General features: G+C 70.3%; 14 protein-coding genes. 11 read left to right on the forward strand and 3 right to left on the reverse strand.

Annotated elements, in window-relative coordinates; translation table 11 throughout:
* Positions 1–40: 40 nt before the first annotated feature.
* The 10 genes from metH to AB0H56_RS19815 all read left to right on the forward strand — a co-directional run bounded on the left by metH (position 41) and on the right by AB0H56_RS19815 (position 12,791).
* Complete coding sequence (gene metH, locus AB0H56_RS19770) at positions 41–3,637, forward strand: methionine synthase (protein ID WP_357165041.1); 3,597 nt, start codon at positions 41–43, stop codon at positions 3,635–3,637.
* 213 nt (positions 3,638–3,850) lie between these two features.
* Complete coding sequence (locus AB0H56_RS19775; RefSeq protein ID WP_357165044.1) at positions 3,851–5,644, forward strand: serine/threonine-protein kinase; 1,794 nt, start codon at positions 3,851–3,853, stop codon at positions 5,642–5,644.
* A gap of 75 nt (positions 5,645–5,719) precedes the next feature.
* Entirely contained in the window at positions 5,720–6,415 is a 696-nt protein-coding gene (locus AB0H56_RS19780) for an HAD family phosphatase (RefSeq protein WP_357165046.1), read from the forward strand.
* Between the two features lie 154 nt (positions 6,416–6,569).
* Positions 6,570–7,433: an arpA protein gene (locus AB0H56_RS19785; protein WP_357165049.1), complete on the forward strand. Its 864-nt coding sequence runs from the start codon at positions 6,570–6,572 to the stop codon at positions 7,431–7,433.
* A gap of 12 nt (positions 7,434–7,445) precedes the next feature.
* Positions 7,446–8,261 carry a class I SAM-dependent methyltransferase gene (locus AB0H56_RS19790; protein ID WP_357165052.1) on the forward strand — a complete coding sequence of 272 codons (816 nt, stop codon included), beginning with the start codon at positions 7,446–7,448 and terminating at the stop codon, positions 8,259–8,261.
* 9 nt (positions 8,262–8,270) lie between these two features.
* On the forward strand, positions 8,271–10,091 hold the full coding sequence (locus tag AB0H56_RS19795) for a choline/carnitine O-acyltransferase (RefSeq protein WP_357165055.1): 1,821 nt from the start codon (positions 8,271–8,273) through the stop codon (positions 10,089–10,091).
* 80 nt (positions 10,092–10,171) lie between these two features.
* On the forward strand, positions 10,172–10,435 hold the full coding sequence (locus tag AB0H56_RS19800) for a phosphoribosyl-ATP diphosphatase (protein ID WP_110041330.1): 264 nt from the start codon (positions 10,172–10,174) through the stop codon (positions 10,433–10,435).
* 61 nt (positions 10,436–10,496) lie between these two features.
* Positions 10,497–11,348, forward strand: a complete 852-nt coding sequence (gene hisG, locus AB0H56_RS19805) for an ATP phosphoribosyltransferase (RefSeq protein ID WP_357165059.1) — start codon at positions 10,497–10,499, stop codon at positions 11,346–11,348.
* Between the two features lie 181 nt (positions 11,349–11,529).
* Positions 11,530–11,664, forward strand: a complete 135-nt coding sequence (locus AB0H56_RS19810) for a hypothetical protein (protein WP_357165062.1) — start codon at positions 11,530–11,532, stop codon at positions 11,662–11,664.
* On the forward strand, positions 11,664–12,791 hold the full coding sequence (locus tag AB0H56_RS19815) for a putative sulfate exporter family transporter (protein WP_357165065.1): 1,128 nt from the start codon (positions 11,664–11,666) through the stop codon (positions 12,789–12,791). The genes AB0H56_RS19810 and AB0H56_RS19815 overlap by 1 nt, the downstream gene beginning before the upstream one ends.
* Positions 12,792–12,827: 36 nt before the next feature.
* Here the strand turns inward: AB0H56_RS19815 and AB0H56_RS19820 are convergent, their stop codons facing one another.
* Positions 12,828–13,733, reverse strand: a complete 906-nt coding sequence (locus AB0H56_RS19820) for a RecB family exonuclease (RefSeq protein WP_357165068.1) — start codon at positions 13,731–13,733, stop codon at positions 12,828–12,830.
* 117 nt (positions 13,734–13,850) lie between these two features.
* Between AB0H56_RS19820 and AB0H56_RS19825 the strand changes: the two genes are divergently transcribed.
* Positions 13,851–14,684: a tRNA (adenine-N1)-methyltransferase gene (locus AB0H56_RS19825; protein WP_280216562.1), complete on the forward strand. Its 834-nt coding sequence runs from the start codon at positions 13,851–13,853 to the stop codon at positions 14,682–14,684.
* Positions 14,685–14,717: 33 nt separating this feature from the next.
* On the opposite strand, the gene AB0H56_RS19830 is transcribed toward AB0H56_RS19825, so the two are convergent.
* Both AB0H56_RS19830 and AB0H56_RS19835 read right to left on the reverse strand, forming a co-directional pair.
* The gene (locus AB0H56_RS19830; protein ID WP_357165072.1) at positions 14,718–15,998 is read right to left on the reverse strand and encodes an acyltransferase family protein; all 1,281 of its coding nucleotides are present in this window, start codon (positions 15,996–15,998) and stop codon (positions 14,718–14,720) included.
* Positions 15,999–16,090: 92 nt separating this feature from the next.
* Positions 16,091–16,621 (reverse strand): hypothetical protein, encoded by a 531-nt coding sequence (locus AB0H56_RS19835; RefSeq protein WP_280216560.1) that lies wholly within the window; start codon positions 16,619–16,621, stop codon positions 16,091–16,093.
* Between the last annotated feature and the right edge of the window lie 31 nt (positions 16,622–16,652).

Raw genomic sequence — 16,652 nt, forward strand, 5'->3', positions numbered from 1 at the left:
AGTGGTCCGGTTCGTCGGTGCCGCCCATTAGTCTTGATTCATGTCTGCGTCCTCGCCCGCCGGGTTCGATACCACGCTCCTCGACACGCTGCGACGGCGTGTCGTCATCGGCGACGGCGCGATGGGCACCATGTTGCAGGCCGCGGATCTCACGCTCGACGACTTCCGCGGCCTCGAAGGCTGCAACGAGATCCTCAACGACACCAGGCCCGACGTGCTGCGCGCGATCCACCGCGCCTACTTCGAGGCGGGCGCCGACGCCGTCGAGACCAACACCTTCGGCTGCAACCTGCCCAACCTCGCCGACTACGACATCGCCGACCGCATCCGCGACCTGTCCGAGCGCGGTACCCGCCTGGCCCGCGAGGTCGCCGACGAGATGGGCCCCGCCGCCGACGGCACCCCGCGCTACGTTCTCGGCTCGATGGGCCCCGGCACCAAGCTGCCCACCCTCGGCCACGCCCCGTTCGCCGCGCTGCGCGACGCCTACACCGAGGCCGCGCTCGGCATGCTCGACGGCGGCGCCGACGCGATCCTCATCGAGACCTGCCAGGACCTGCTGCAGGTGAAGGCCGCGGTCACCGGCAGCAAGCGCGCGATGCTGGCCGCGGGCCGCCGGATCCCGATCATCACCCACGTCACCGTGGAGACCACCGGCACCATGCTGGTCGGCAGCGAGATCGGCGCGGCGCTGACCGCGCTGGAACCGCTCGGCATCGACATGATCGGCCTGAACTGCGCCACCGGCCCCGACGAGATGAGCGAGCACCTGCGGCACCTGTCGCGGCACGCGCAGATCCCGGTGTCGGTGATGCCGAACGCCGGTCTGCCGGTGCTCGGCGCGAACGGCGCGGAGTACCCGCTCACCCCCGAGGAGCTCGCGGCCGCGATGAGCGGGTTCGTCTCCGAGTTCGGGCTCTCGCTGGTCGGCGGCTGCTGTGGCACCACGCCCGAGCACATCCGCCAGGTCGCCGAGGCGGTGCGCGCGGTGGAGACCACGCTGCCGCCGATCGAGGCGCGGCGCGCGCCCGAGCACGAGCCGGCCGTGTCGAGCATGTACACCGCCGTCCCGTTCGAGCAGGACGCGTCGATCCTGATGATCGGCGAGCGCACGAACGCCAACGGCTCCAAGGCGTTCCGCGAGGCGATGCTGGCCGAGGACTGGCAGCGCTGCCTCGAGATCGCCAAGGACCAGACCCGCGACGGCGCCCACATGCTCGACCTGTGCGTCGACTACGTCGGCCGCGACGGCACCGCCGACATGAACGAGCTGGCCTCGCGCCTGGCCACTTCCTCGACGCTGCCGATCATGCTCGACTCCACCGAACCGCCCGTGCTGCAGGCGGGTCTGCAGCACCTGGGTGGCCGCTGCGCGGTGAACTCGGTGAACTACGAGGACGGCGCCGGCCCGGATTCCCGCTTCCAGCAGATCATGCGGCTGGTGTCCGAACACGGCGCCGCCGTGGTCGCGCTGACCATCGACGAGGAGGGCCAGGCCCGCACGGCCGAGGCCAAGGTGGCCATCGCCGAACGGTTGATCGAAGACATCACCACCAACTGGGGCCTGCTCGAGTCCGACATCATCGTCGACACGCTGACCTTCACCCTCGGCACCGGCCAGGAGGAGTCGCGGCGCGACGGTCTCGAGACCATCAACGCCATCCGCGAACTCAAGCGCAAGCACCCCGACGTGCAGACCACCCTCGGCCTGTCCAACATCTCCTTCGGCCTGAACCCGGCTGCCCGGCAGGTGCTGAACTCGGTGTTCATGCACGAATGCGTGGAGGCCGGCCTGGATTCGGCGATCGTGCACGCCTCCAAGATCCTGCCGATGAGCCGGATCCCCGAGGAGCAGCGCCAGGTCGCCCTCGACCTGGTCTACGACCGCCGCAGCGAGGACTACGACCCGCTGCAGAAGCTGATGGCCCTGTTCGAGGGCGTGTCCACGGCCTCGTCCAAGGCCTCGCGCGCCGAGGAACTGGCCGCGCTGCCGCTGTTCGAGCGGCTCGAGCAGCGCATCGTCGACGGCGAGCGCAACGGTCTCGGCGACGACCTGGACGAGGCGATGAAGTCGGTCCCGCCGCTGCAGATCATCAACGAGACCCTGCTGTCCGGCATGAAGACCGTCGGCGAGCTGTTCGGCTCGGGCCAGATGCAGCTGCCGTTCGTGCTGCAGTCGGCCGAGGTGATGAAAACCGCTGTCGCGCACCTGGAACCGCACATGGAGGCCACCGACGACTCCGGCAAGGGCCGGATCGTGCTGGCCACGGTGAAGGGCGATGTGCACGACATCGGCAAGAACCTCGTCGACATCATCCTGTCCAACAACGGCTACGAGGTGGTCAACCTCGGCATCAAACAGCCGATCGCGACCATCCTCGACGCCGCGCAGGACAAGAAGGCCGACGTGATCGGCATGTCCGGCCTGCTGGTGAAGTCGACCGTGGTGATGAAGGAGAACCTCGAGGAACTCAACGCCAAGGGCGTGTCCGAGCAGTTCCCCGTGCTCCTCGGCGGCGCCGCGCTGACCCGCGCCTACGTGGAGAACGACCTCACCGCCGTCTACGACGGCGAGGTGCACTACGCCCGCGACGCGTTCGAGGGCCTGCGCCTGATGGACGAGATCATGACCGTCAAGCGCGGCGGTGGCCTCGACCCCGACAGCCCGGAGGCCATCGCGGCCAGGGAGAAGGCCGCCGAGCGCAAGGCCCGCCACGAGCGGTCCAAGCGGATCGCCGCCGAGCGCAAGGCCGCCGAGGTGCCGATCGAGGTGCCTGCGCGCTCCGACGTCGCCGCCGACCTGCCGGTGCCGACGCCGCCGTTCTGGGGCACCCGCGTGGTGAAAGGCCTTCCGCTGCAGGAGTACTCGGGCCTGCTCGACGAGCGCGCGCTGTTCCTTGGCCAGTGGGGCCTGCGCGGCCAGCGCAGCGGCGACGGACCCACCTACGAGGAACTGGTGGAGACCGAGGGCCGTCCGCGGCTGCGGGCCTGGCTCGACCGGCTCGCCACCGAGGGCGTGCTGCAGCATGCCGCCGTCGTCTACGGGTACTTCCCCGCGGTGTCGGAGGGCGACGAGGTCATCGTGCTCACCGAGCCGGACGCCGATGCGCCGGAACGGTACCGGTTCACCTTCCCGCGTCAGCAGCGCGACCGGTTCCTGTGCATCGCCGACTTCATCCGCTCGCGGGACAAGGCCCGCGAGACCGGGCAGGTCGATGTGCTGCCGTTCCAGCTGGTCACGATGGGGCAGCCGATCGCCGACTTCGCCAACGCCCTGTTCGCGGCCGACAACTACCGCGACTACCTCGAGGTGCACGGCGTGGGCGTGCAGCTCACCGAGGCGCTGGCCGAGTACTGGCACCGCCGGGTACGCGAGGAGCTGACCCTGGAGGGCCACTCGGTCGCCGACGACGATCCCGCCGACATCCAGGACTACTTCAAGCTCGGCTATCGCGGTGCCCGGTACTCCTTCGGCTACGGCGCCTGCCCGGAACTCGAGGACCGGGCCAAGCTGGTCGACCTGCTGGAGGCGCACCGGGTGGGGGTGACGCTGTCGGAGGAATTGCAGCTGCACCCCGAGCAGTCCACCGACGCGTTCGTGCTGCTGCATCCGGAGGCGAAGTACTTCAACGCCTGACACACTGACAGTTCTCGGCTGATCGGACCGGTCCCGTGCGGGCCGGTCCGGCGTCGTTTGTGAGTCCGGTCACGAAGCGGTGTGGAGTGCCTGGAGCGGATCGCCCTCGGCGGAGGGCAAAGCAGTTCAGCACGTAGGATTTTCGGAAAGTTTCATCCCGCTGTGGCGCGGAGGGCTGGACGACTCGGCGGTATTGCAGGAGGGGCACAAGCTATGACATCGGATCGGTTGATCGCGGGTCGCTATCGGCTCACCGACCCGATCGGTACGGGCGCGATGGGGGTCGTGTGGCGTGCCACCGATGTCCGGTTGCGCCGTACCGTGGCCGTGAAGCAGTTGCTGCTCGCGCCGGGCCTCACCGGAACCCAGGCGCTGGAGGCGAAGTTGCGCGCCATGCGCGAGGGCCGCATCGCCGCGCGCCTGCACCATCCGAACGCGATCACCGTCTTCGACGTCGCCGAGGAAGACGGCCAGCCGTGGCTGGTCATGGAATACATGAACGCGCCGAGCCTGGCCGTGAAACTGGCGGGCGGCGCGACCCTGCCGCCGATCGAGGTGGCCGGGATCGGCGCGCAGGCCGCCGCGGCGCTGTCGGCGGCCCACGACGCCGGGATCATGCATCGCGACGTGAAACCGGCCAACCTGCTCGTCGGCGACGACGGCACGGTCAAACTCACCGACTTCGGGATCTCGCACGCCACCGGCGACGTCACCGTCACCGCCACGGGTTTCCTGGCGGGCACCCCGGCCTATCTGGCGCCCGAGATCGCCCGGGGTGACAACCCGAAACCCGCCGCCGACGTGTTCGCGCTCGGCTCCACGCTCTACGCCGCGGTGGAGGGCGCCCCGCCGTTCGGCGAGGGCGACAACCCCCTGGCCGTGCTGCACGCGGTCGCCCGTGGCGTGGTGCCGGAGCCCAAGCGGGCCGGACCGCTCGGGCCGGTGCTGAAGTGGCTGCTCACCGCGTCGGTCGAGGAGCGCCCGACCATGGCGCAGGCCAGGAAGGCGCTGGAAGACGTTGCGGCGGGCCGTGTTCCGGCCCTGCCTGCGACCGCGACCAAGGTGCTGCCGCTGAGCGATGCGGCCACCACCCTGCTGCCGCAGCCGGGCACGCCGGGTGCGGGCGCGAAGTCCGGCGCCGCCGGCCTGCTCGGGGGCGGACTGGCGTTGGCCAAGGCGGCCCGATCGGCGATCACGGGCGGGTCGTCGTCGACGGGCACCGGCGCGGCCGGCCTGCCTGCTGCCCCGAACGGGGACCAGGGTGCCGCCGGGCCGAACGCGGCACCGGCGGACACACGGGCCACGGGGAACGGCACGGGCGCCGTGGGAACGCCCGCCGGCCCGCCGCCCGTCGGCCCGAATCCGCCCGCGCGGACCGGGTCCGCGAACAACAGCCGCGCCATTCTGTTGCTCGCCGCGGCCGTCGCGGCGTTCACAGTGATGCTGGTGGTCCTCGTGCTCACCCGCGACCGCGGCGCCGATCCCGGTCAGCGGGCCGCGGACCCTGTGACCGTCACCGCCGTGGTGGACGGCGAGGTGAGCACCGTGGTGATCGTGCCCGACCAGGAGACGGTCACCGTGCCCGTCACCGTCACGCCGAGCGGGCAGGCCGCCACGACGGCCCCGGCGACCAGCACCTCGGCCAAGCCCACCTCCACGCCTGCCCCGACCACGACGGCGACGACCACACCGGCGGGACCACCGACGCCCGAACGGATCGGCCAGTTCATCGCCGGGTATTACGGGATGCTGCCGGGCAACGTCGGCGGCGCGTGGGCGCAGCTCGCCCCGGGTTACCAGGCCCAGACCGGGGGGTTCGGCCAGTACTCGTCGTTCTGGTCGACCGTGCGCTCGGTGAGTGTCGGCGCGATCACACCCAGCGGCGAGAACCGCGCGGTCGTTTCGCTCACCTACCACCTCACCAACGGCTCGGTGACCTCGGAGAATCGCTGGATCCAGGTCGGCGGCACCGGGAGCGGGCTGCAGATCACCGCGTCGGGGGTCTGAGCCGCACCCGCTACGCTGGACCGGACCGGTGATCACCGGTCCGAACCGACGTGACGAGAACGAGGCGAGAACCAGGTGAGCGCGCGACCGGCCGCGGTGCTGTGGGACATGGACGGCACGCTGCTCGATTCGGAGAAGCTGTGGGACATCGCGGTGCGCGAGCTCGCCCGCGAACACGGCAGGGAACTGACCGACGAGATCCGCCACGCGCTGATCGGCGCCGCGGGGCCGAACGCGCTGCGGATCCTCTTCGACGGCATCGGCGTGCCCGCCACGCCAGAGGTGATCGCCGCGGCCGGGGACTTCCTCGAGGAGCGGGTCACCGAGCTGATGCTCGGCCCGATTCCGTGGCGTCCCGGCGCCAAGGACGCGCTGGCCATGGTGCGCGAGGCCGGCCTGCGCTGTGCCCTGGTGACCAACACCAAGCGCTCGCTCGCCGAGTACGGCCTCGACACCCTGGGCCGCGACTTCTTCGACATCTCCGTCTGCGGGGACGAGGTGGCGCACGGCAAGCCCGACCCGGCCATCTACCGCAGGGCCGCCGAGCTGCTCGGCCTCGCGCCCGGCGACTGCGTGGCCGTCGAGGATTCGCCCACCGGCGCGCTCGCGGCGCAGGGGGCGGGCTGCGCGCTGATCGTGGTTCCTTGCGAAATCGCGGTTCCCGAGGTGCCGGGACGGGTATTCCGGGAAACACTGGTGGGTCTGTCGGTCGACGATCTGCGGGCCGCGACGGCGGTGCGCGACGAACATCTCGGCGGCGCAGCGAGATAGGGCGTAATAGCTTACCGTGATAATTCCGCTATCGCGGTTGAATTTACGAAAACTCTTGCCGCACAGTGGAATTCATCGCACTGTGATCTGTTCGGGATAGGCGGGATTCGGCGAAACGCGGGCGTGTCGCGGAAAGTTCCCGCAAAATGAACGCATGACAGGCATGCGGGGGCTTGACGAAATCGTCGACATCGCACGGTATCCGCTCACCGAACTCGGTGGTGACGGCAGGCGCGCCGCCGTGGCGGCCGCGCGCGCCGAACTCGCCGAGGACGGCTGCACGGTCCTGCGCGGATTCATCCGGCCGGAGCTGTGGGACACGCTGCGTGTGGAGGGGGAGCAGATCGCCCCGCACGCCCACTACAAGGTGGAGCGGGTCAACGCCTACAACATCCCGCTCGACGCCGATCTGCCCGAGGACCATCCGGCCCGGATCGTGCTCGATCGCGGCAACGCCTTCGTCGCCCGCGACCGCATCCCCGCCGACGCGCTGATCCAGCGCCTCTACACCGACCCGGTCTTCCAGCGTTTCGTCGCCGACTGCTTCGAACTCGACGAGCTGCACGAATTCGCCGACCCGCTGGCCGGGCTGTGCCTCAATGTCGTCGAGCCGGGCATGTCGCACCCGTGGCATTTCGACACCAACGAGTTCACCGTCAGCATGCTCACCCGGCGCCCCGAGGCGGGCGGCGTCTTCGAGTACTGCCCCAATATCCGTGATCCGCGCGCCGAGCATCTCGACGACGTGCGGTCCGTGCTCACCGGCGACGGCGAGCGGTTCATCCGCGCGCTGGAGTTGCGTCCCGGTGATCTGCAGCTGTTCAAGGGCCGCTTCTCCCTGCACCGCGTCACCGAGGTGGCCGGTGCGGGCCAACGACATTCGGCGATCTTCGCCTACACGGACCGGCCAGGGGTGATCGGCACTGTCGAACGCACCAGGCAGCTGTTCGGCCGTGTCCTGCCCGACCACGTGGCCGCCGCGGCCGACGCCGTCCGAGGTGACCGACTGCTCGACTGAGAGGAACCGCCCATGTCCGTTCCGTTGCACACCACCGGCAAAGCATCCTTCGACGACATCTACGAAAGTCCCGATCCGCGTGCCTACTTCGCGCGGATGAACGAGCTGGACTACCGGATTCCGGAACTGGCCAAGCCGCACTTCCAGGAGCAGTTGCGCCAGCTGCGCGCCGCCCGGCCGGACCGGATCCCGACGGTGCTCGACCTGGGTTGCTCCTACGGGGTGAACGCGGCGCTGCTGCGGACCGGCACCACGGTCGACGAGCTGGCGGGGCACTATCGCGACCACGCCGAGACCGACAAGGTCGGGTTGATCGCGGCGGACCGGGAGCGGTTACGCACCGACCTGCTGCCCGACGTACGCTTCGTCGGGATGGACGCCGCACGCCCGGCGCTTGCCTACGCTCACGCCGCCGGATTCCTGCACGACTACGTGCACGCCGACCTCGAGGCCACCGAGCCGACCGAGGCGCAACGCCGTGTGCTCGCCTCCGCGGATCTGGTGATCTCCACCGGCTGCGTCGGCTACATCACCGAGAAAACCCTGTCCAGGGTCGCCCAAGCGGATCCACACAAGCGACCGTGGATGGCGCATTTCGTGTTGCGGATGTTCGATTTCGGTCCCATCGCCGAGGAACTCGCCGCGCTCGGCTATCGCAGCGAGCAACGTCCCGGTATGTTCCAGCAGCGTCGCTTCGCCTCCGACCAGGAACGCGCTCAGGTGCTGGATGCGTTGGCCGCCAAGGGAATCGACACCACCGACCACGAAGCCGAGGGCTGGCTCTACGCCAACCTGTTCGTCTCCCGCCCGCATCCCACCGAGACCTGAGGATCTGGATTGAACCAACCGACGTTCGCCGCCGAAGACACCCTGCCCCGGGTACCGCTGCCGACACTGGAGGACAGTTGCGCGCGGTTCCTGCAGTGGTGCCGACCGCTGCTCGACGCCGACGAACTCGCCACCACCGAGGCCGCAGTAGCCGAGCTGCTGCGGCCCGGCGGTGCGGGCCGGACCCTGCACGCCGCGCTCGCGGAATACGACGCGACGCCCGGGGTCGGCAGCTGGCTCGACGAGTTCTGGCCCTCGCGCTACCTGGGCCGCCGCGACCGGATCGCGCTGAACGCCAACTTCGTGTTCCTGTTCCGCGACGACACCCCGCTCGCGGCCTCGACTGTGGCCGGGCAGACCGAGCGGGCCGCGGCACTCGTCGGCGCCGCCGTGGACTACAAGCTGGCACTGGACCAGGAGAAGATCCCGCCGGTCACCCAGCGTGGTCAGCAGCTGTCGATGTGGCAGAACAAGTACCTGTTCTCCGAGACCCGGATCCCGGGCGAGATCCAGGACTCCGTGCGCAAGCCGTACAGCCCGGAATGGCCGGGCCCCTCGGACGCTCGCCACATCGTGGTCTTCTACCGCGGCAATGCCTTCCGGATGGACGTCATCGGCGCCGACGGCGCGCCCTACGCGTTCTCCGACGTCGTCGACGGGCTGCGGGCCGTGATCAAGGGCGGCACCAAGCCCGCCGCCACCGACACCGCCGTCGGCCACCTCACCACCAAGGCGCGCGCGGAGTGGGCGCGCAGCCGGGCCGCGTTGCGCACCGAGCCCGCCAACATCGCCGCGTTCGACGAGATCGAGACCGCGCTGTTCGCGGTGTGCCTGGAGGACTTCGCCCCGCGCGACGAACTGCACGCCTGCGATCAGCTGCTGCACGGCGACAGCGCCAACCGGTACTTCGACAAGTCGGTGTCGTTCATCGTCTTCGCCGACGGCCAGGCCGGCATCAACATCGAGCACTGCGGGCTCGACGGCACCACCGTGCTGTCGTTCGTGGACGCGCTGCTCGAGCGGACCGCGCAGGACCACGCCGCCACCAGCGGCGCGCGGGCCCAGGGGCTGCCCTCGGTCGAGCCGATCGAGTTCGTCCTCGATTCGGCCGCGCGGGCCGACATCGCCGCGGCGGGTGCCGACTTCGCGCGCTTCGCCGCCGACACCGCCACCTCGCTGGTCTCCTTCGACGACTTCGGGACCGCGGCGGCCAAGCAGCTCGGCATCTCGCCCGACGCCTTCGCCCAGCTGGCCTACCAGCTCGCCCACCGGCGCAGCAAGGGCCTGACCGGCGCCACCTACGAGTCCATCGCGACCAGGCAGTTCCGCAACGGCCGCACCGAGGCCATGCGCGTGGTGACTCCGGAGATGGTGGCCTTCGTCGACGCGATGGTCGACGACACCGCCGACCGCGACACCAAGCTGGCCGCGGCCCGCGCCGCGGCCGGCGCCCACGTCGGCCGGGCCAAGGAGTGTCAGGCGGGACAGGCGCCCGAACAGCACTTGTGGGAGCTGGAGTGGATCCAGCGCAGGCGCGGCCCGGAACTCGGCCTCGCCGACGAGCGGATCGCGCTGTTCGACAGCCCCGGCTGGACGATCATGCGCGACGACTACCTGAGCACCAGCTCGGCGCCGTCGGTGCACATCCGCTACTTCGGCTTCGGGTCCACCAGCCCGCGGTGCATCGGCATCGCCTACGTGCTGCTGCCCGACCGCTGGAACATCTACCTGGCCACCCCGAAGTCGGTGGCCGACGAGATGTACGCCTTCGCCGACCACCTGCGCACCGCGGTGGCCGACCTGCGCGAACTCCTCGCCGACCCGTCCTGACCGGTCCCCGCGCACCGTGGCCGGGGACGGCCACGGTGCGCGGGAAAACCGGTGTACACGATGTGAAACAATCACTCATCGTGAAGAACTTCGAATCCCTGTTCGCCGAGCTGACCGAGCGTGCCCAGACCCGCCCCGAGGGGTCCGGCACCGTGGCCGCACTGGACGCCGGCGTCCATTTCCAGGGTAAGAAGGTGCTCGAGGAGGCCGGCGAGATCTGGCTGGCCGCCGAGCACGAGAGCGACGAAGCCCTCGCCGAGGAGATCTCCCAGTTGCTGTACTGGGTCCAGGTGATGATGGTGGGTCGCGGGCTGAAGCTCGAGGACGTGTACCGACATCTGTGACGGCTGATCCGTCCCGTCGACACGTCGTCCCCTCCGCTTCTCCCCGAAAGGTCCCCATCCCATGTTGCGCGTCGCTGTTCCCAACAAGGGTTCGCTGTCGGAATCGGCCGTCTCCATCCTGAGCGAGGCCGGTTACCGCAAACGCACCGATTCCCGCGAGCTCACCGTCCTCGATCCCGTCAACCAGGTGGAGTTCTTCTTCCTGCGGCCCAAGGACATCGCCATCTACGTCGGCTCCGGTGAGCTCGACCTCGGCATCACCGGCCGTGACCTGGCCCTGGACTCCGGCTCGCCGGTGACCGAGCGGCTCTCGCTCGGCTTCGGCCGCTCGACGTTCCGCTATGCCGCCCCGGCCGGGGACGAGTGGAAGGTCGAGGATCTGGCGGGCAAGCGGATCGCCACCTCCTACCCGAACCTGGTGCGCGCGGATCTGGCGCGGTTCGGCATCGAGGCCGAGGTGATCCGGCTCGACGGCGCCGTGGAGATCTCCATCCAGCTCGGTGTGGCCGACGCGATCGCCGATGTCGTCGGCTCCGGTCGCACCCTGCGCCAGCACAATCTGGTCGCCTTCGGTGAGTCGCTGTGCGACTCGGAAGGTGTGCTCATCGAGCGCACCGGCTCCGATCGCGACGACCGGGCCCGCAACCAGCTCGTCGCGCGCATCCAGGGCGTCGTGTTCGCCCAGCAGTACCTGATGCTCGACTACGACTGCCCCAAATCGCTGCTCGACGAGGCCGTCGCCATCACCCCTGGCCTCGAGTCGCCCACGGTGTCGCCGCTGACCGACCCCGACTGGGTCGCGGTGCGCGCGCTGGTCCCGCGCAAGCAGGGCAACGACCTGATGGACCGCCTCGCCGACCTCGGCGCCAAGGCCATTCTGGCCACCGACATCCGGTCCTGCCGCGCCTTCTGATCCGGTGCGCCCGGCGGCCCGGCGAGCCCGACAGCTCGCCGGGCCGTCGCCGTGCGTGGGCCATTGTCGCGCTCACGGCACCGTGATCCACGAGATCGGCTCAGGCTGAACGCAATCGGTGTGGGGCGGGGGTGCGCGTTGCTACCTTGCGGTTTCTCGATGAGGAAACCAAGGAGTCACCGTGTCGCAGACACCATCCGAGCCGCGCCCGGGTAGCGCGTTCACCTGGAACGAGGACTGGCTGGCGACCGTCGTCGGCCTCGCGCTGATCGGCCTGGTGCTGATCGGCGCGATTCCCGGATGGCTGGTGCCGTGATGAGCGAACCTCGGACCACCACCGAAACCGCCGCGCTGCAAGCCAATCCGAGACCGACCGCTACCGACGTGGTGGCCGGGATCGCGCTGGTGCTCGCGCTGGGCGCGCTGGCCCGCTTCTTCGACACCCAGGCGCCGCGCTGGGCGGAGGGCACGCCGTTCCAGCGGGTGGCCAAGACGGTCGAATACCCGGTGTACGCGATCGCGATCGGCCTGCTCGGCAATGTCGTGCTGGGCAAGCTGGGGCTGCGGGACCGGCTCTCGGCCGGGTTCCGGACCGAGTTCTTCATCAAGACCGGTGTGGTACTGCTCGGCGCGTCGATCAATCTGAAGATCCTGGTGACGGCCGCCGCGCCGGCGATCGTGCAGGCGCTGGCGCTGATCACGATCGTCTTCGGGTTCACCTGGTGGTTCGGCGGGCTGCTCGGGCTCGACGACAAGCTGCGGGCGCTGCTGTCCTCGGCGGTGTCCATCTGCGGCGTCAGCGCGGCCATCGCGGCGGCGGGAGCGGTGCAGGCCCGCCGGGAGCAGATCGCCTACGCGGCCTCGCTGGTGATCATCTTCGCGCTCCCGTCGATCTTCCTGCTGCCCTGGCTCGCCGACGTGCTCGGGCTGTCGGCCGCGGTCGCGGGGGCGTGGATCGGCGGCAACATCGACACCACGGCGGCGGTGGCGGCGGCGGGCGCGCTCGCGGGGGAGGACGCGCTCAAGATCGCCACCATCGTCAAGACCACGCAGAACGCGCTCATCGGCATCGTCGCGATCGCGCTGACCGCCTGGTTCGCCTTCCGTGTCGACCGCACACCGGACGCGGCCCGCCCGAGCCTCGGCGAATTCTGGTCCAGATTCCCGAAGTTCGTGCTCGGTTTCCTGGCCGCCTCGATCATCGGCACGCTCTACCTGCAGTCGGTCGACAAGAAGACCGGCGCCGCCCATCTCGCGGTGATCAACGACCTGCGGACCTGGTTCCTGATCCTGGCGTTCGTCTCGATCGGCCTCGAGTTCTCCCTGCGCGGCCTGCGCGCGGCGGGGTGGCGGCCGATCGCGGTGTTCGGCGCTGCCGTCGTGGTGAATCTCGTTGTCGGCCTCGGCCTTTCGGTGCTGGTGTTCCGCGACTTCACGGTGTGAGGGTGAGCCGTCGTGCCGGGCGGACGGCGCGACGGCTCACACGTCCTCGTCGGCGCGCACGTCGGGGATACCCAGCTCGGTCGGTGCGGGCTCCTCGTGCGGCCAGCCCGGATACGGCGGCGGTGTGCCGCCGAACTCCGGGCACAGGTGCTGGAATTCGCAGTACCGGCACATCGCGTTGCGATTGGCGGGGAAGTCGCCGGTGCGGCCCGCCACGAGGATGGCCTCCCACAGCGCGGTGAGGATCCGGGCGAAGCGCTCCAGTTCCGCGCGCTCGGGGGCGTAGGTGAGCAGCACCTTGTCGGCCAGGTAGATCAGCCGCAGCTGCGCGGGCACGATGTCGCGGGTGCGCAGGATCATCAGCGCGTAGAACTTGAGCTGGAACAGCGCCCGCGCCTCGTGCAGCGGGCCGGGGGAGCGGCCGGTCTTGTAGTCGACCACCCGGAGCAGGCCGTTGGGCGCGACATCGATGCGGTCGACGAAGCCGCGCAGCGGGACGGCGCCGTCGAGGTCGACCTCGACCCGTTCCTCCAGCGCGTGCGGCTCGAAGGCGGTCGGATCCTCGAGCTCGTAGTAGCTCGCGACCAGGCGGCGCACCTCCTCGAACAGCGCCTCCGGACCGCCTGCGGCGACCAGCTCGTCGAGGCCGTCGCGGTCCGCGCGCACCCGCTCCCACGCGCCGGGCACCAGCTCGGCCGCCCGCCCGGGATGTCGCTGCTCGGCGGGCAGCGCGAACAGGTCCTCGAGCACCGCGTGCACGACCGTCCCGCGCACCGCGGCGCGTGTGGGCGGCTCGGGAATCCGATCGATGGCCCGGAACCGGTACTTCAGCGGGCACTGCTTGAAATCGCTTGCCCGCGAAGGTGACAGCGCCGGACGCGACCGCGCGACCGGTTCGTCGGCGGCGTCGTCGGCGAGGGGCGTGGGTACGGGCACTGACATACTGCGCAGGGTATCGGCCGCCACCGACACGTCCGGGGAATCGGCGGGACTCACCCCGTTTCGGGTGGTCGGTGGCGACCTGGCAGGCTGGGGAGTCCATTCGAAGAACGGAGATCCATGACGGCCAGACGGACCGGTCCATTCGCCATCGGGGACCGGGTGCAGCTGACCGATGCCAAGGGGCGCCTCTACACGGTGGTGTTGGAGGAAGGGAAGGAATTCCACACCCACCGCGGCGGCATCAAGCACGACGAGCTCATCGGCACCGACGAGGGCAGCGTCGTGAAATCCACCAACGGCACCCCCTACCTGGCGCTGCGGCCGCTGCTGGTCGACTACGTGCTGTCGATGCCGCGCGGCGCCGCCGTCATCTACCCCAAGGACGCCGCGCAGATCGTGCACGAGGGCGACGTGTTCCCCGGCGCCAGGGTGCTCGAGGCCGGCGCCGGTTCGGGCGCGCTGACCTGTTCGCTGCTGCGCGCGGTCGGGCCCGAGGGCGAGGTGATCTCGTACGAGATCCGCGACGATCACGCCGAGCACGCGGTGCGCAATGTGGAGACCTTCTTCGGTGAGCGTCCGTCGAACTGGTCGCTCACCGTGGCCGACGTCGCGCAGTACGAGGGCGACCCGGTCGATCGGGTGGTGCTCGACATGCTCGCGCCGTGGGACGCGCTGCCCGCGGTCTCGAAGGCGCTGGTGCCCGGCGGTGTGCTGATCGTCTACGTCGCGACCGTCACTCAGCTGTCGAAGGTCGTCGAGGCGCTGCGCGAGCAGGAGTGCTGGACCGAACCCCGGTCGTGGGAGTCGATGGTCCGTGGTTGGCACGTGGTCGGCCTGGCCGTGCGGCCCGAGCACCGGATGCAGGGGCACACGGCGTTCCTGGTGAGCGCGCGGCGGCTGGCCGAGGGGACCGTCACCCCCAAGCCGCAGCGCCGTCCGTCCAAGGGCTGAGCGGGGCGGTGCGGGCGTGTTCGCCCGCACCGCTCACGGGCGGGTCAGCAGCCGCGCCGCCACCAGCGCCGTCGCGGCCACGGCGAACCAGCGCCATCCGTCCGCGGTCAGGCCGAATCGGGTCGCCTGCAGGATCGCCGACCCGGCCACCGCGACAGCGCCCACGGTCAGGGCCGAGCGCGCCCCGCGGACCGGCGCGACCGCTCCGTCCCACCAGCGCAGCGGCGCGTTCTCGCGTCCGCGCAGCGCCAGGAACAGCACGCAGGTCAGGGTGAGCGTGGCACCGAGCTGCACCGCGGTCTGCGCCCAGAATCCGGGGTGGTCCGGGCCGGACCGCTCGACGCCGGCCAGGTGCCCGAGCACGATCACGGTGAGCAGGGCGGGCATGTGCCACAGATACAGCGTCATGGCGCCGGTGTTGCCGATCACCGTCACCCACCACACGCGCGGCCGCTGGGCGAGCCGGCGCAGCCAGGGCACGACGGCCACGGCCGCACAGCACAGCACCACCGCGTGCCCGGCCAGCAGCAGCGACGGCGGCGCCAGATTCGACAGCCGCTGGCCCGGCACGGTCACCATGCTCGTCTCGTAGGGGCCGAGCGCCACCAGCAGCACGTCCACGACCAGCGTGGCGACGGCCACCGCCGCCGCGACGCGGCGCGGGAGCAGCCCGCGCAGGTAGCCGATGCCGAGCACGGCCGGGATCAGCCAGGCGAGCAGATTCAGGTACCCGAGCGCGGCCGGGCCGCCGTTGAGGCGCACCCCGTCCACGATCGCCGTCAGCCCGACGAGAACAGCGACGGTGGCGAACAACCGGCGACCGTCGGTGACGACGGCCGCGAGCGCCGGCACACAGGCCAGGACCACCAGATATGTGCCCAGGAACCACAGCAACTGCACACTCGTCACCGCGAGCGGACGATCCCAGCCCGGTCCCAGCACCCGGCCGGCGATCAGCACCAGAATCGTGGACGCGGCGAGGAAGTACACCAGCGGCCGGACCAGTCGCTGAGTGCGCCGGAACAGCCAAGGGCCCCAGGCCGTCCCGGGGCCGAGCCCACGCGCGCCCGCGGCGGCGCCCGCGAAGAAGAACAGCGGCAGCACCTGCAACAGCCAGGTCAGCGGCTGCAGGACGGGCAGCTCGGCGAGGACGTTGCCGAACTGCGCCTGCCCGTCGCGCACCGTGACCGTCAGCATCAGGCAGTGGCCGACCACGACGACCAGCAGCGAGGACAGCCGCAGCAGATCCAGCACCCGGTCGCGATCGGCGGGGGTGTTCGCCGCGACGACCGCGACCCCGGGAACGACACTCATACCGGAGACCATCGCAGACCCCGCCCAGCGCGCCCACCGCGGATCTACGCGTCCGGCGCGGGGAACTACTCAGGCGCGCCGGTGCCCGGCCCTCAGGCGGGGGTGCAGGGCGCCTGCGCGAAGCCGAGCAGCAGGCAGCCGCTCGCGTCGGACAGCTTCCAGGTGCCGTCGACGTTCTCCCAGGTGACCGGGAAGGCGGGCGCGGTGCCGTGCGGCGAGGTGATGGTCACGTCGGCGGTGGCGCTGTTGCCGCTGGGCACCACGTTGGCGACGGCGAAGGACAGGGTGTAGCCGGCGAGCATGCCGTTCATCTGATCGATGTTGGCCTTGCGTGCCTCGCCGTTGACGATCAGCTTCGACTTCTCGTCGGTCGACAGCGCCGGATCGGCGAACTGCACCAGCGTCGCCTTCAGGGAATCGGCAGTGGGGGCGCCCGCGTTGTCACCGGACGGAGCCGGAGTTGCCGAAATGCTGGACGGAGCGGCCGAGATACTGGTACTGCTGCTGGTGGCGTTCGTCGAGGAATCGTCGGAGCCGCCGCAACCGGTCAGTCCGACGGTAACGGCGAGCGCCGCTGCGGCGGTAGCGACGGTGACACGGATCGTGCGGGGAGGAAGGAGCATGCTCAGCAACCTTTCGGTTCGACGGCGAGTG

The organism is Nocardia sp. NPDC050717 (assembly GCF_040654275.1).
Lineage (GTDB): Bacteria > Actinomycetota > Actinomycetes > Mycobacteriales > Mycobacteriaceae > Nocardia.